A 17,618-nucleotide genomic window follows, 5' to 3' on the forward strand; every position below is an offset into this window, starting at 1 on the left:
CAATTCTGCCTGTTGCATAATAAAAGCAGATTTATTCATGAATTTTTGCAACGTGGAACTCTAATCCCCGATCCACCGTAAGCCAAACATTGTAACTTTTCATGAACAAACGTTTACTCATTTTTTTTATTGCGCAATTTTTTATCTGTACTACAGGTTTTGCACAATTCACTCTATCAGAAAATTTTAAAGGAAGTACTGCCAATGGTATTGTACTTGGCGGCTCTCCTAGCGCATCGCTGACTTCCGGGGGCGTTGATCCTGTAAATCAGGGATACCTCAGGTTAACTAAGGACGCGCTGGACCAGCGTGGTTACGCCTATATTGACAAAGCCTTTCCTTCTACCCTGGGGGTACTTCTTGATTTCGAATATAAAACCTGGCACTCGGTAACAAATGAAGGTGCAGATGGAATTGTGGTATTCCTGTTTGATGGTTCAATTACCCAATCTAATTTCAGGCTTGGCGGAACCGGTGCCGGCCTGGGTTATGCGCCAAGGGGCGATAAAAACGAAGCCGGACTGGGAGGGGCTTATCTGGGGATCGGGATCGATGAATACGGAAATTTCTCTTCTAATTATGGTACAGTAGGTGCGGCTACAGACCGGGCGGCATCACCCCTAACCCTGGGACGAAGAATAAACAGCATCACACTTCGCGGAAGAGAATCGGATGCTTACCGGCTTCTTGCTACGACTACACCAACTGCTTCTAGTCAGATTCAACACACGCCAACCTCTGGTTCACGTCCTAACGATGCAACTTTCTACAGAAGGGTACAGGTAGAGATCAAACCAAACGCAAATGGAAAATATGACATTATTGTCAGGTGGGCAATCAGCCCGGGCGGGGCGCTTACCCAACAGTTTAGTTATTCTCTGGTAGACCAGTCGGGCGTAAGCTATGCACCCCCTGCAACTTTAAAACTAGGGTTTACTTCTGCAACGGGTGGGTCGCTCAACAATCACGAAATCCGGAACCTAACGGTAACTACTCCAGGTAATATCCGGGTAGGAAAAAGGGCAGATAAAGATGTGCTGAGAACGATCCCTGCCGGAACAAGTGCCAACCAGGTAACTTATACCGTTGAGGTGGTTAACGATAACAGCGTTGCACTTAATAATATAGAATTTAAAGACAGGCTGACAGATGTTAACGGTACCTTAATTCCTTTAAGTGCTTTTAATATAGGTACTGTGAGTTTTACCGGATTTTTGGCCGGCACAACTGTGAATAAGTCGACCACTGCCAACGAAATTGCAGGCAGTCTGAACATGGCTGCTGGGGCTACAGGAAAAATTACCGTAACCGGGACTTTAAATGCCGTGCCTGCCGGAAACACACTCAGGAATACGGCAAGCATTAACCCGACAGACATCACCGATCTGGATCCGGACAACAACATTGCTGAAGTAAATACCCCGGTACTGGCCGAGGATGTAGACCTTACCATCGCAAAAACTGCAGCTGTTCCATGTCTCTCTACCAGCGGTAATGATTTTAACGTGGTGGTTTCCAATGTTGGTGCAGTAGCTACTACTGCTATAAATAAGATTGTAGTTACCAAAACCTATCCAACCAGTTATACTTTTACTAACCTGTCCAACCCAAACTGGACTTTAGGTACAAGGGAAACTTCGGGCAGTAACTACATTTATAAATATACTTATACTGGGGGTACTTTGGCTTCCGGGGCCAGCACTTCGCCGATAAGCTACCGGATCACGGTACCCACAGCTGTAAGTACTTATGCAGACGTTGCACAGGTGAGCTACTTAAATTCTTCCAATGCAAACATTGAAGTTACAGCTAACCAGGGTAACAATTCCACAAGCAATACCATTGCCACAGTTTCTGCCAAACCTGCAGTAGCTGATAAAGTTACGTATTGCTTAAATGCTACAGCAACCGCACTTTCTGCTACCCCTACCAATGGAAATACATTGTTGTGGTTTCGGACCAAGGGTGGTGTATCCTCTATAAATGCACCTGTACCCAGCACCGCAACGGCGGGAAATACAAGTTATTTTGTAAAACAAACCAATGGAAGCTGCGAAAGTGATTATGCAGAGATTGTAGTTACTGTACAGGCTGCGGTTAATGCCGGCGGCATTGGCAGCAACCAGACCATTTGCAATGGCGCAACGCCTGCAGCCCTAACTTCCTCAACCGCAGGAAGCGGTGGAACTGCAGGTTCGGGCACTGCTTACAGATGGGAAAGATCTGTGGATGGTGGCGCTACATGGACACCCATAGTTGGGGCTACGGCCAGCACCTATGCGCCGGCTGCGCTTACTGCCACCACACAGTTCAGAAGGGTTTACATTTCAACGCTGAATGGTGTAGCCTGTGAGTCCGTAACGGGGCCGGTTACCATTACTGTTCAGGATATCACCGGGGCCGGATCAATTGGTACCGACCAAACCATCTGTACCGGAACCATTCCTGCAGCTTTTACTTCAGTTACCAACGGAAGTGGATCGGCGGGTGCGGCCATCAGCTACAAATGGGAAAGCTCTACAAATGGAACGCTGTGGACTGCCATCAGCAATGCAACATCAGCTACTTATACCCCTACTGCAGCCTTAACGGTAACAACCCAGTTCCGGAGAACAGCAATTTCAACATTGAACAGTATGGCCTGTTCTTCCGTGCCTTCCAATGTGGTTACGGTTACAGTTAACCAAAACCCTTCGGTAGCAAATGCCGGCGCAGATGCAGAGCAATTTAATTCGGGGGTATTTACCTTGCAGGGAAATGCCCCTGCTGTAGGAACAGGCATGTGGTCTGTTGTAGCACCCGGAACGGCTACCTTTCAGGATCCTTCCAACCGCAATACGACGGTAACCATAGCAGAAAATACCAGTGCAATTTTAAGGTGGACCATCAGCAATGGCCCATGTGCGGTATCGGTTGATGATGTAAAGATTACCTATACCAAAAGGACCGATTTACAGGTTACCAAAACCATTGATAAAACCACACCAAAGGTTGGGGATAACGTAACCTTTACCATAACAGCTAAAAACAATGGACCAAGTAATGCAACAGCGGTTAAAGTTGCAGATGCTTTAAAAGCAGGATATACTTTTATAAGCAGTTCTTCCGCAAATTACGCTTCCTCAAATGGTGAGTGGTTGATAGGTAGCCTGGAAAATGGGCTTTCCCAAACCCTCACCATTATTGCCCGTGTTAATGCCAATGCCATAGCGGCAGATTATGCCAATGTTGCCACCATCTCCGGAGCAGAAACTGATCCGGATGGCAGTAACAATACCAGCACTTTAAATACCATAGTACCTGTTCCTTCGTCAGACATTGAGATCAATAAAACGGCAACACCAAAGCCCGCAATTGCAGGACAGGCACTTACCTATACCATTACGCTAAAGAACAACGGGCCAAGCACGCTCAGGACTTCTGACGTTTTTGCTCTTACAGAAAATCTTCCCGCAGGCTATACTGCCAGTAGCTTTACGGCCTCTGCCGGAACTTTTAATCCGGCTACCGGAAACTGGAACGGTTTAACCCTGGCTACTGGGCAGCAGGCTACTTTAACCATTGCAGGCGCAGTAACAGCAACGGCCAGCGGAACATTAAGCAATACCGTATCGGTTGCTGTTCCGGCCACAATTTCAGATCCTGATATCAGCAACAACAGTAAAACCGACAATACGGTGATCAGTCGCCTGCTTGATCTGGGCATTACCAAAACATCCGCACCAAAACCCGTAATTGCAGGTAGCAATTTAACTTATACCATTACCTTAAGCAACAATGGCCCGGCCAGCTTATTGGCTACAGATGTAGTAAAGTTAAACGAAAACTTCCCGGCAGGTTATACCGCCTCAACTTTTACTCCATCAACGGGTACCTTTGATAAAAATACAGGTAACTGGACCGGATTAAACTTAACACAGGGGCAAACGGCAACTTTGACCATTGCAGGTACAGTTGCCGCAAATGCTGTTGGAACGCTAAGTAATACTGTAAGCCTGGTTGCACCCACAGGTACAACCGATAACAATACCACAAACAATTCTGCTACAGAAACAACAGCCATTAACCGTTCAGTCGATTTTGAAATTACCAAAACCGCAACCCCAAAACCTGCGGTAGCCGGCGAGGCCCTTACCTATACCGTAACCGTTAGCAATAAAGGCGTCAGTGCAATGAATGCTGCTGATGTATTAAAAGTTACCGATGCTTTGCCAGCTGGTTTTACAGCATCCAGCTATAATGCATCAACCGGAACTTACAATGCGGCCAGCGGAAACTGGACAGGTTTAACTTTGGCCAGCGGGCAAAGCGCCAGCTTCACCATCACCGGAAGAGTGGCCGCTTCTGCAACAGGAAATCTGGTAAATAAGGCCGTACTGACCGTCCCGGCCGGAATAACTGATCCGACAGGAGCCAATAATGAGGCCACGGACAACACCGTGATTAGCGTGAAACCTGCGCTGGCAATTACCAAATCAGGTGCTTCAGGCTTAACCGCAGGCTCGGCAGTAAATTATACACTTAAAATTGTAAATACCGGAAGCAGTGATGCCATCAATGCGGCCATTAACGACGCAGTACCTACTTCAGTACAAAATGTGACCTGGACCGCCACTCCAAATGGGGCTGCTACAATTGTTTCCGGAGGGTCGGGAACCGGGAATACGGTAGCCGTTGGCGCAAATATACCGGCAGGAAATGCCAATAATTACATTAACGTCAACATCAGCGGAACATTGAGCCCTGCGGCTACGGGCAGCATAACCAATACCGCTTCGGTCGTACCTGCGGAGCCTCAGGGTTCCGGAAGCAACTCTTCTGTAAATGCCAATGTAACCAGTTCATCAGGAATTGTGATCTCTAAAGCGGGGGCTTCATCGGCATCGGCAGGAGATGCCATTACCTATAAAATTGAAATGGGAAACAACGGGCCGAGTAATGCAACCGCAGTACAGGTTGCAGACCTTGTTCCTGCTGCACTCAGCAATGTAAGCTGGACAAGCCAGACGCAGGGAGGGGCCAGCATAACCAGTGGTGCCACGGGTTCGGGGAATACCATAAATTTAATTGCAAATGTTCCTGCCGGTATACAGCATAAAGTAATTTTAAATGTAACAGGCACCATAAAGCCGGATTATACAGGCGCCATTACCAATACCGTTGTGGCCACACCCCAGGAAACTGGCAGCAGCCCTGTAAGTGCACAAGCGGTAACCAGCATCAACAGTAAGCCTGTATTTACCATTGTAAAAAGCGGTCCGGCTACAGTAATTGCCGGCAACACCATTGTCTACACCATCACCGTAAGGAACACCGGCCCTTCCAACAGCTTAAATACGGTAATTACCGATGATATCCCTTCGGGAATTACCAATGTGACCTGGACAAGCAGTGTCACTGACGGTGTTGCCAGCATTACTTCTGGCGCAAGCGGTACGGGCAATGCCTTAAGCTTAACCGGAAACTTTAATGCGAACAGTACGGTTCAGGTGCATGTAACCGGAAAAGTAAGTTCAGGCCTGCTGGGCAATGTCCTCAACTCGGCAACCGTAACCCCGGCAGAGGCCGGTGTTGTGCCGGTAACATCCGGACAGGTTATTACCTCAGTTCAAACCAAATCCGGTTTAACAGTTGCTAAAAATGGTCCATCTTCAGTAATTTCAGGCACCAATATCACTTATACCATTGAGGTTGGCAACACAGGGCCAAGCGATGCCATGAGTGCAAGGGTCACAGATTTAATCCCGGCTGAAATTCTGAACCCTGTATGGAGTACAGCCACGCAGGGAACTGCAGCCATCATTAGCGGCGGAACAGGAAGTGGAAATGACCTGCAAACTGTTGTAAATGTTCCGGCAGGGGCAGGCAATAAGGTCATTGTTACCATTACCGGCAAAGCAAGTGCTTCCTACAGTGGGGCCATAACCAATACGGCATATGTAACAGCAACCGAACAGAACAGCCCTTCGCCGCAATCTTCAGTTACTACAACAATAAACAGGCTTCCATCGGTATCTGTTACCAAAAATGGCCCTTCATCGATCGTTGCGGGTGCCGGCATTAATTACAGTATTGATGTAACGAATACCAGTACAGCAGATGCACAAAACCTGGAAATTAAAGACCTGGTCCCATCAGAAATCAGCGCGGTAAGCTGGACCGCCGTCACAGCAGGTTCTGCCACGGTAAACGGAACAGCTTCCGGAACCGGAAACAATATCGTTCTTACAGGGAATATTCCGGCTGGAGCGGCAAACAAAATAACGCTTAACATTAGCGGAAAGGTTAGCGCCGCTTATAGCGGTACCTTGAGCAACACCGCAACGGCAACACCGGCAGAAACAGGCACAGCAGTAAAAACATCATCGGTTAGCACAGCAGTACAAAAAATACCGGTACTGTCTATTGAAAAGACCGGCCCGGCAAACATCAATGCGGGCCAGGATATCAGCTACACCTTAAAAATTAAAAATAACGCTACTGCAAATGCAGATTTAGCTTTAATTACAGACAATGTTCCTGCGGCTATACAGAATGTAACCTGGTCTGCAACAGTTGCCGGTGACGCAACAATTAGTGGTACGGCAAACGGAACCGGAAATGCGATTAGCCTAACGGGCAATATTCCAGCAGGAACCGGAAATGAGATTTTGGTTATCATTAACGGAAAGGTAAGCCCATCGGCAAATGCCAGCCTGGTAAATGCCGCAACGGTTACACCGGCAGAAACCGGGGCTGCTGCCAAAACATCGAATACCATAACTACCCAGGTAAGCAAAACACCTTCTGTTAGTTTAATTAAAACCGGGCCTGCCACAGCTAAAGCCGGAGAAGTAGTTACTTATATTATAGATGCGGTTAACACGGGTCCTTCTAATGCAGACAACCTGGCCATAGCAGATGTGGTTCCGGCAATTTTAACCAACGTTACCTGGACAGCAGTTGCCAATGGGATCTCAACTCTGGCAAGCACTTCAGGTACCGGAAATCTGGCCTTAACAGGAAACCTGAATGTTGGTGCGGCCAATAAGATCCGGATCACCATTATCGGAACGGTTCCGGCAAATCAGGTAAATACAACCATTACAAATACCGCCAGGGCAATTCCGGCAGAAACTGGCCTGACGGTTAGTTCTAATACAATCAGCACAGTGATTACTAACCAGAGCAATATTTCCATTGTAAAATCTGCCCCGGTAGCAGTTAACGCAGGCGAACTGGTAAATTATACCCTACTGGTTAAAAATGCCGGTCCAAGTAATGCACTAAATGCCACTATTGCAGATGCTGTTCCCGCAGCTATCCAGAATGTAAGTTGGACCGCCGTTGCAAGCGGGACCGCAAACCTGACTTTTGGCGCTACAGGGACCGGAAACGCGGTGAATATGAGGGCCAACCTTCCTGCAGGTGATACCAATACCGTTCTGGTACAGATTACCGGTAAACTAAACCCGGCATTTAGCGGAACGGCGTTAAGCAATACCGCATCGGTTGCGCCTTCAGAAACCGGAAACCCGGTTGTCAATTCCAATACAACAAACACTTCGGTAAGCAAACAGGCGGATTTAAGGATTTCGAAAACCGGGCCCGCAAGCCTTTTTGCCGGAGAACAGGTTACTTATACCATAACCTTAGAAAACCAGGGTCCTGGTGATGTTACAGGTGCAGCAATCAGCGACTTGCTTCCTGCGTCCATCATCAATACCAGCTGGAGCGTAGCTACTCAGGGTACAGCAAGCACGAATGTTAATAACGGCACCGGAAACCTGAATCTTAGCGCGTCGCTTAAAGCCGGCGGTACAGATAAAGTTGTGGTTACGTTGCTGGGTACGGTTGATCCGGGATACCAGGGTGTAAATGTAACCAATACCGCCACCGCAACTCCGCCATCCGGGGTTACCGATCCGACTCCGGCCAGCGCCGTTGTAAGTACTGCCATCACACGTAAAGCCAATGTCAGGATGGTAAAGTCTGGTCCGGCAAATGCCAAAGCAGGGGAAGAAATTAATTATACCTTGCGGATTACCAACCAGGGGCCAAGTAGTGCCATTGGTACAGCGATAATTGATAACCTGCCTGCCGGAATTGTTGCCGGCTCGGTTACCTGGACTGCCACCGCCACAACAGGGTCCAGTGTAAGCTCAGCTTCGGGTACAGGAAATATAAATTTAACGGCTGATATTGCGCCGGTTTCCGGAGTGATAGAAGTGAAGATCAAGGCCTTGGTCAGTCCTTCATTAACAGATGGCACTTCTATTGCAAATACCGCCACCGCCACCGTGGCTGTAGGTATAACGGATCCGGAACCGGGAAACAATACTTCAACATTTAATACAGTTGTAGATAACGATCCAAACTTTACCGTTGCAAAATCCGGACCTGCAAATGCAAATGTAGGCGACCACATTACCTATACCATCCTGGTTAAAAATACCGGACCTGGCGATATTACCGAGGCCTTTATTGTTGACAATGTACCGGACGATGTTGAGGTGCTAGACTGGACAGCAACGGCTAATGGCTCGGCTGTAATTAGCCCGGGTTCGTCATCATCAGGTACAACAAATAATGTTTATACCGTTGCCGACATCCCGACAGGCAACAACAGTATATTAATTACGATTAACGGGATCATCAAACAAAGTGCAGGTTCATCTTTCACCAACAAGGCCGAAGCCACTTCTGGCGTTGTTAAAGGAAGTTCGGTATCAACAAGCGTTAACCGCTCTACAGATATTGCAGTGATCAAGGCCGGCCCTCAAAGTGCTTCGGCGGGAGAGACAGTTACCTATACCTTAAATGTGTACAATAATGGTTCAGTAGATGTTGACAACCTGGTGATTACGGACCTGGTAAATACATTGCTTACCGATGTAAGCTGGACCACAACTGCAATGGGTTCGGCCAGGGTCAGCTCTGTTCCTTACGGGGCGGGCAATACCGTACAGCTAACCGGAAATATCGCAGGTGGCCAGGGTAATTTTATTACGGTTACCATAAACGGAAAAATACCATCTAATGCAGCTTTGGGGCCATTATCCAATACGGCAACAGTAACCTTGCCTTCAGGGGTTACCGATTACAATACAGCAAACAATACCTCGCAGGTAAGTACAGCGATCATCAGCACACCAACATTGGTACTGCAAAAAACGGGACCAGCTACAGCTGCTGCCGGAAATCAGATCACGTATAGAATTAAAGTAGAAAATACCGGTCCAAGCGATGCTGCGGCGGTAAATATTGCAGATGTTTTGCCTGCCGAACTTAGCGGTGTGCAATGGCTGGCCTCGGCCGGGGGTACCGCAGCAGGTATTATTGGCACAAGCAGTGGTAATGGCAATGTAGCTGTAAATGCAAATATTCCTGCAGGTTCTTATATAACTGTTGATGTAACAGGAACCATCAGTGCTGATTTCTCCGGTACGATCAAAAATACCGCGTCAGCCAAAATAGGCAGCAGCCCTGCAGTTTCCTCACCCGAAGTCAGTACTGTCGTAAGCAAATTAACCAACTTAACCATTGCTAAATCTACTGCATCTACATTAAGTGCAGGTGAACCCATTGTTTATACCATCGAACTTGGCAACAATGGCCCCAGCAATGCTATAGGGGCAGTATTAACCGATAACATTCCGGCAACAATTCTGGATCCAACCTGGTCTGCCAGCGTTTCGGGTGGTGCCCTGGTTACCGCAAATGGAACAGGAAGCGGAAATACTTTGTCGCTAACCGGAAATATCCCGAAAGGTGGAAAAATCTATGTCACCGTTAATGGAACACTGGCGGCCAATGCCACCGGAAGTGTTTCAAATACGGCAACCATTACACCTTCAGAACCAGGAAATCCTCCTGTGGTTTCCAGTCCGGCAGTTGCGGTGGTTAAACAAAGCCCCAATCTGCTGTTAACAAAATCTGCCCCAACACTATCGTCGGGTGGCAGCACCATTACATATGCCCTTAAATTGGTTAACTCAGGACCTTCTGATGCCTTGAATACCATATTAACGGATGCTGTTCCGGGCAATGTGGCAAATGTGAGCTGGACAGGAACCGCTGCGAATGGTGCAAGCCTGTTGTCGGGCAGTATGGGTACCGGAAACAATGTTTCCTTAACAGCCAACATTCCTGCAAACGGAAGCGTAGATGTGGTAATCAGCGGTACAATTGATCCATTGTTCAACAATACATTGGTCAACACGGCAAGTGCAAGCCCGTCGGAACCTGGTATACCGGCTGTTCAAAGCACTGCCTCAACATTGGTTACACCAGCTGTAGATTTTGTGGTTTCGAAAAGCGGGCCGGCACGTGTATCTGCAGGTGAAACCATAAACTATCAGGTTATAGTTAGGAACAATGGCCCGAGTACCGCTTTAAATTCGGTTATTGCTGATGTTGTTCCGGCAGAAATCGGCAATGTAACATGGACGGCCACCGCAGAGGGCACAACAGCAATTCTATCAGCAAAACAAGGAACGGGAAATAACATTCAGGTGAATGCCAACCTTCCATCGGCAGCGGCTGACCGTATTGTTATTGATATCAGCGGAACGGTTGCCCCATCATTTAACGGAACCATCAGCAATACGGCAAGTGTTACACCGGCAGAAACCGGAACAGCAGTAACATCAGGCCCTGTTGCAACTGCAGTAAGCAGGCAACCGGTAATCAAGGTTACAAAAGGTGGCCCGGCCATATTGAGATCGGGCAACAAAATCAGCTACCTGATCAATATTGCAAACGAAGGTACCGGTGATGCACTTGACCTGGCCATAAATGATGTTGCACCATTGGCACTGGCCAATTTAAGCTGGACAGTGGAAAATATCGGTGCAGCAACAACTTCGGCAACCAGTGGGACTGGTGACATTAACATTAGGGCCGACCTTCCGGCAGGGGTGGCAAATGCAGTCAATATTTATGTAAGCGGAGAAATTCCTGCGGCTTTTGACGGAACAATCCTGAATTCAGTTACTGCACAGCCATCGGAAAGCGGGGCTTTGAGCTCAACATCTGCGGTAGCTACAACGGTTTACCGCTCATCTTTAACCCTGGTTAAAACGGCTTTAAATGCGGTTGGCAAAGCTGGGGACGTGATTGATTACGAGCTTAGCATTAGCAATACCGGTACTTCTGCTTTAACCGGTCTGGTAATTGAAGACGCAGGTGCTGATGCAGGGAGCATTACACCTGCCAGTATAGCAACATTGGCCGCTGGCGCCACGGTTAAGGCAACCGCCAGGCATACGCTAAGTCAGGCCGATGTAGACCTGGGTAAATTCAGCAATAGCGCTTCAGTTTTTGCAAAGGCGCCGGATGCATCTGAAGTCAGTGATATTTCCGGAAATACAGCAGGCGATGATTTGCCTACAGTGGTACAAATTATGCCGGTTCCGGCGGTTAGGCTGGTGAAAAAGGTAAATGGCGGAGTTCCAAACCAGGCTGGACAAGCCATAAATTATGATTTAACAGTTAAGAACACGGGTAATGTTACGCTAAACAATTTGCTGGTAACGGATGCAAATGCAGTAATTTCTGGCAGTCCGATCAGCCAGCTGGCACCGGGTGCAACCGCTGTTGTTACGGCAAGCCACGTACTTACACAAGCAGATGTAGATGCGGGAACTTATATCAATACTGCCGAAGTTACTGCAAGTCCGGCAATCGGGGCCAATGTTTCTGATAAGTCCGGAACAGAGGAAACGAACGACGAACCCACAGTAAGTACAATTGTACCAAGCGGTAGCATAAGCTTAACAAAAGCGGCAAACAATACCGGGACCAAGGCGGGCGATGTGGTTAATTACACCCTGGTTGTAAAAAACACAGGCAACATAACTTTAAGCAATGTTGTGGTAACTGACGCTGGTGCAGATGCAGGATCTGTTTTACCTGCATCGGTAGCCGTTTTGCCCCCCGGCGCCACGGCCACTTTAAGCGCCAGGCATACTTTAACACAAAGTGACATAGATAACGGAAGCTATAGCAACCAGGCCGCTGTTTCTGCTCAGGATACCAAAGGAACGATTGTTTCAAACCCTAAATCTGACGATCCGGCTACTCCGGCTGCTGATGATGCTACGGTGGTCAGCATTGTGGAAAGTGGGGCCATAACTTTGACCAAAGTTGCCGGTAACACTGGAAGCAGGGCCGGCGATGTAATCAACTACACCATGGTAGTGAAAAACACAGGCAATGTAACCCTAAGCAATATTGCCGTAAATGATGCGGGCGCAGACGCGGGCTCAATTACACCTGCAAGCCTGGTAAGTCTGGCGCCAGGTGTAAGTGCAACTGTAACCGCAAGGCATACCCTGACACAGGCAGAGGTAGATAACGGAACATACAGCAACCAGGCATCTGTTTCTGGCAATACGATAAAAGGATCACTTGTTTCAAACCCTAAATCTGATGATCCGGCTACTCCGGCAGCGGACGATGCAACTGTAATTGCTATTGTGCCAAACGGTGCTATGTATTTGACCAAAATTGCCGACAATACCGGAAGCAGGGCCGGCGATGTGATTAACTATACGATTGTAGTGAAAAATACAGGCAATGTTACCCTAAGCAATATTGCAGTAAGCGATGCAGGTGCAGATGCCGGATCAGTAAGCCCGGCAAGCATTGCTGTTCTGTCACCGGGGGCAACCGCCACAGTTAAGGCTAAACATACCTTAACCCAGACTGAAGTGGACAATGGCAGTTACAGCAACCAGGCATCGGTTGTGGCCAAAGACCCAGCAAATACAACGGTCTCAAATCCGAAATCTGATGATCCGGCTACTCCGGCGGCCGATGATGCCACGCTGAGCACGATTGTGCCAAACGGTGCTATGTATTTGACCAAAATTGCCGACAATACCGGGAGCAAGGCCGGCGATGTGATTAACTATACGATTGTAGTGAAAAATACAGGCAATGTTACCCTAAGCAATATTGCAGTAAGCGATGCAGGTGCAGATGCCGGATCAGTAAGCCCGGCAAGCATTGCTGTTCTGTCACCGGGGGCAACCGCCACAGTTAAGGCTAAACATACCTTAACCCAAACTGAAGTGGACAATGGCAGTTACAGCAACCAGGCATCGGTTGTGGCCAAAGACCCAGCAAATACAACGGTCTCAAATCCGAAATCGGATGATCCGGCTACTCCGGCGGCCGATGATGCCACGCTGAGTATGATTGTGCCAAACGGGGCCCTGCACTTAACCAAAGTTGCAGACAATACCGGAACAAAAGCAGGAGAGGTGATCAGTTATACTATAGTGGTAACAAATACGGGCAACGTAACTTTAAACAATTTGGTGATAAGAGACCCGGGTGCAAACGCAGGATCTGTTTTACCTGCAGTCATCGCTAATCTGGCGCCGGGTGCCAGGGCTACAGTTACAGCCAAACACACCTTAACCCAGGCCGAGGTAGATTATGGAAGTTACAGCAACCAGGCATCGGTTTCGGGCGATACACCAAAAGGGGCAACAATAAGTAATCCAGGATCGGACGATCCGAATACACCTGCACCGAATGATGCAACGGTGATCAGCGTTACTTCCAGTCCGGCCATTACCCTGCTGAAAAGCGGTATTGTAAGTTCAGATGCAAATAGCATAACCTATAGTTTTACTATCAAAAATACCGGAAACGTAACTTTATCGGCCATTACCATCAGCGATCCTAAGATCGGGTTGACCAGAACAGTTTCAGCGCCACTGGCCCCAGGTACATCAATTGTGGAAACTGCGGTTTATACTTTAAGCCAGGCAGATAAAAATGCCGGAACTGTGAGCAACAGCGCAACAGTTGTAGCCCGGGCCCCGGGTGGACAAACAGTAAGTGATGTGTCTGGAACTGCAGAGAACAACAATACCCCAACAGTAACGCTTGTACCTCAAAAACCTATAATCGCTCTGGTGAAGACAGCCAGCTTTAACGGCAACAAAATCACCTACACTTTCGGCATTAAAAACCTGGGTAATGTGACCTTAAATACGATTGAGCTGAGTGATATCAAACTGGGTATAAGCAATAAGGCTATAGTGGTAACAAACGGTTTATTGCCAGATGCTGCTGTTGTGGTAACAGAGGTATACACCCTGACACAGGCCGATAAAGATCTGGGTCAGGTAAGCAATACTGCAACCGTTCAGGCCAGAGGCCCATCGGGCGCTGTGGTTCAGGATGTGTCAGGAACAGCTGAGGGCAACAATACACCAACTGTAATTGCTGTTCCGAAATCACCTGTTGCTGTTGACGACAAGCTGGAAACTAAAGCCAACAGTCCTGTTGTGGTAGCTGTTCTGGACAATGATGATCCTGGTAATTCGGCCTTTGACCAGCTAACTGTTGAGATTGTAACACAGCCCCGGCATGGTACAGTAAAAGTCAATACAGATGGAACCATAACCTTTACACCCAATCCGGGATATACCGGGTCAGATTCCTTCCAGTATCGGGTAAAAGATGCTTTTGGATATTACACCAATGTGGCTACGGTAACGGTAAATTCAAACTTCTTTGAGATCCGTGTGCCGAACTTATTTACGCCGAACGGGGATGGAATAAACGATACTTTCGAAATAAGGGGATTGAACCAATACCAGGATAACGAGCTGAACATCTTTAACAGGTGGGGCAATGAAGTTTTTAAACAAAAAGGTTATGCCAATACCTGGACGGGAGAAGGCTTAAATGAAGGGACGTATTATTACATTTTAAGGGTAAAGCGTATTGGAAGTAACCAGTATGAAGTTTTCAAAGGTTATGTAACCCTGGTAAGGGCATTTAAAAAATAGGATAAAAGATGAAGAAACTCATATTATTAATTACAGGATTAATATTTTTCCTCCTGCATCCTGTCCAGGCACAACAGGATGCACAGTTTAGCCAGTACATGTTTAATGGCATATATATAAACCCGGCTTATGCAGGGTACCGGGAGCAGCTGAACCTACATGCTTTTTACAGGAACCAGTGGACGGGGATAGAAGGAGCTCCGAAAACCATGTCTTTAGCCGTAGATGCCATCGCTAATGGGGGAAATGTTGGTTTGGCTTTTCAGGTGTCTGGTGATAAATTAGGGGCACAAAGTAACCTTTCGACCTACGCAAGCTATGCCTATCGCCTGAAAATGAGTGCCGATGGCACCTCCAGATTGGCTTTTGGGGTTAGTGCAGGTCTGATACAGTTAGGAATAAACGGCGCCTTACTTAACCCTAATGACCCGGAACCCGATCAGCCCACAGGCCTGCAAAATACGGTTGTACCCGATGCTAAAGCAGGGGTATATTATGCCGATCAGCGTTTTTATGCAGGGTTTAGTGTAGATAACCTGGTATCGCAATACATTGATATTAAAAAGTATGCTTTTATGCCCCAGCCCAAGCCGCATTTTTATTTAACAGCAGGAATGTTGCTGCCCTTATCTACTGATATTTTGCTAAAACCTTCATTTCTGTTGAAAGATGACCGTGGCGGTCCCACAAGTTTGGATGTAAATGTTTTTTTTATCCTGGCCGATAAGTTATGGCTTGGTGGAGCCTACCGTACAGGAGTTAAGCTATACCATAAACAGTACGCCCAGCAAGGATTGTCCAACCTCAATTCGGCTGTGGCGGCAATACAAATTTTTCCGGGTTCCAATTTAAGGATTGGTTATGCTTACGATTTTTCGATGGGTCCGATGCAGGGCTACAGCAATGGTACGCATGAGCTGTCTATAGGCTATTTCTTTAACCGAAAAAATACCCGCATGCTAAGTCCACGGTATTTTTAAAAGTGTAAACAGATAAAAAAGTATAAAAATGAAGAGAACCCTGCCATTGGTATCAACCATTTCCATATTGCTATTAAATCTGGGCATTGTACAGGCGCAATATATTTTGAAAGAAGCAGATCAGCAATTTGACCTGTTTAATTACGATAAGGCAATAAATTTATATACACAGGCGTATAAAAAGAAAGCTACTTTACACACTGCAGAGCGCCTGGCAGAGGCTTATCAGCTGAAGAACGATTACCTGGCCGCGGAAAGCTGGTATGCCCTTGCTGCCAGGTTGCCAGGCAGTAAAAATGAAAACACTTTATATTACGCAATGGCGCTGCAGCAAAATGCTAAATACAGCGAAGCCAAAGCACAATATTTAAATTATTTTGCCAAAGAAAACACCATTTCTTCAGTCATAAAAAACAATTTGCTGGCTTCCTGTGATTCTGCGGAAAACTGGATGAAAAACCCGGCCCAGATCCAGGTCAATAACCTCGGTGCCCTAAACGGGCCGCAATCAGACTGGGGTAGTGTAATTTATCAGGATGCAATGGTATTTGCTTCTGACAGAATAAATATAGGTAAGGCGAATGTAAAAGCACCGTTTTTAAAATTTGACGGCACTAAATTTCCTGATAGAAAAATTTATGGCTGGACAGGAAGCGGGTACCTTAAACTTTATACCCAACATGGTGCTGATAGTGTCCGGGTTTTTCCTGTTAACGCAAAAACCAATTACCATATTGGCGCGGCAAGTTTTACGGCCGATGAAAATACCATGTACTTTACTTTGACCCGGATACCTGAAAAGCCGGGTAGGGGAAAAGACAACATTGCAACCATTAATGTAGAAATTTACAGCAGCAAAAAAAACGCTGGAAAGTGGGAAGAAGCCATTCCCTTTAAATACAATAAGGCGGATGCGTATTCGGTTGGTGATCCGTTCATCTCCAAAGACGGGAACAGGCTTTATTTTGTTTCAGATATGCCGGGTGGTTTGGGCGGAACAGATATTTACTACGTAGAAAAGCTTCAATCTGGCGAATGGGGAGATGCGGTAAATTTGCAGGAAGTAAATTCTGCCGGAAATGAGCGCTGCCCTTTTGTAGCCAATAAAAATACATTTTACTTTTCTTCAGATGGAAGGATAGGAATGGGTGGCCTGGATATTTTTAGGCTTTCAAAAAATGCCACAGGAGAAAATAAGATCGAAAATTTAGGATTCCCGGTTAATTCCCCCCAAGATGATTTTGCATTTAATACCGATGTAAATACCGGGATATCCTATTTTTCTTCAAATCGTTTTGGTGGCAAGGGTAGTGATGATATCTACAGTATGGAACGCCAGGTAACCAACAGTCCCGTCCTTATCGCAAAAGAACCAACAGATCCCGGAACCCTTAATAAGAAGGAGTTCCTTCAAACAAAGGAAAACAACAAGCCCATCAGACTGGAAAACATCTATTACGACTTCAATAAATGGGACATAAGGGCCGATGCTGCTGCGGAACTGGAAAAACTGGTGCAGATCATGAAAGACAATTCCAGGATCTGGATTGAACTGGGCTCACATACCGACAGCAGGGGAAACGATGCCTATAATTTTACCTTATCGCAAAAAAGGGCCGAATCTGCTGTTACTTACATGATTTCAAGGGGAATAGAGAAAAATAGGATAGAAGCCAGAGGATATGGGGAAACGCTATTGTTAAACCGTTGTGCAAATGGTATAAAATGCACTGAAGAGGAGCACCAGTTAAACAGAAGAACGGAATTTAAAATAACAGCCTGGTAATTAACAGGGTTTGTAAGTGCTTTGGTTTAACTAAAATAATTACAGATCAAATAAATATCT

The 17,618-nt window shown here is 46.8% G+C and carries 3 protein-coding genes; all 3 read left to right on the forward strand.

The genetic code is table 11. The features are described from left to right. The first annotated feature begins 101 nt into the window (after positions 1–101). From PHEP_RS22010 to PHEP_RS00545, 3 genes are read left to right on the forward strand one after another with little or no spacing between them, the layout of a single operon-like run. Positions 102–14,792, forward strand: a complete 14,691-nt coding sequence (locus PHEP_RS22010) for a T9SS C-terminal target domain-containing protein (protein WP_012780286.1) — start codon at positions 102–104, stop codon at positions 14,790–14,792. An 8-nt stretch (positions 14,793–14,800) separates the two neighbouring features. Then, the gene (locus PHEP_RS00540) at positions 14,801–15,772 is read left to right on the forward strand and encodes a PorP/SprF family type IX secretion system membrane protein (RefSeq protein WP_012780287.1); all 972 of its coding nucleotides are present in this window, start codon (positions 14,801–14,803) and stop codon (positions 15,770–15,772) included. 28 nt (positions 15,773–15,800) lie between these two features. Further along, positions 15,801–17,558 (forward strand): OmpA family protein, encoded by a 1,758-nt coding sequence (locus PHEP_RS00545; protein WP_012780288.1) that lies wholly within the window; start codon positions 15,801–15,803, stop codon positions 17,556–17,558. The last annotated feature ends 60 nt before the right edge of the window (positions 17,559–17,618 follow it).

It is taken from the genome of Pedobacter heparinus DSM 2366, from assembly GCF_000023825.1.
GTDB classification, from domain to species: Bacteria; Bacteroidota; Bacteroidia; order Sphingobacteriales; family Sphingobacteriaceae; genus Pedobacter; species Pedobacter heparinus.

Bases quoted from the DNA above. Each gene is read 5' to 3' on its own strand.
- PHEP_RS00545 (WP_012780288.1), top strand. From the start codon at position 15,801: ATGAAGAGAACCCTGCCATTGGTATCAACCATTTCCATATTGCTATTA.
- PHEP_RS22010 (WP_012780286.1), top strand. From the start codon at position 102: ATGAACAAACGTTTACTCATTTTTTTTATTGCGCAATTTTTTATCTGT.
- PHEP_RS00540 (WP_012780287.1), top strand. From the start codon at position 14,801: ATGAAGAAACTCATATTATTAATTACAGGATTAATATTTTTCCTCCTG.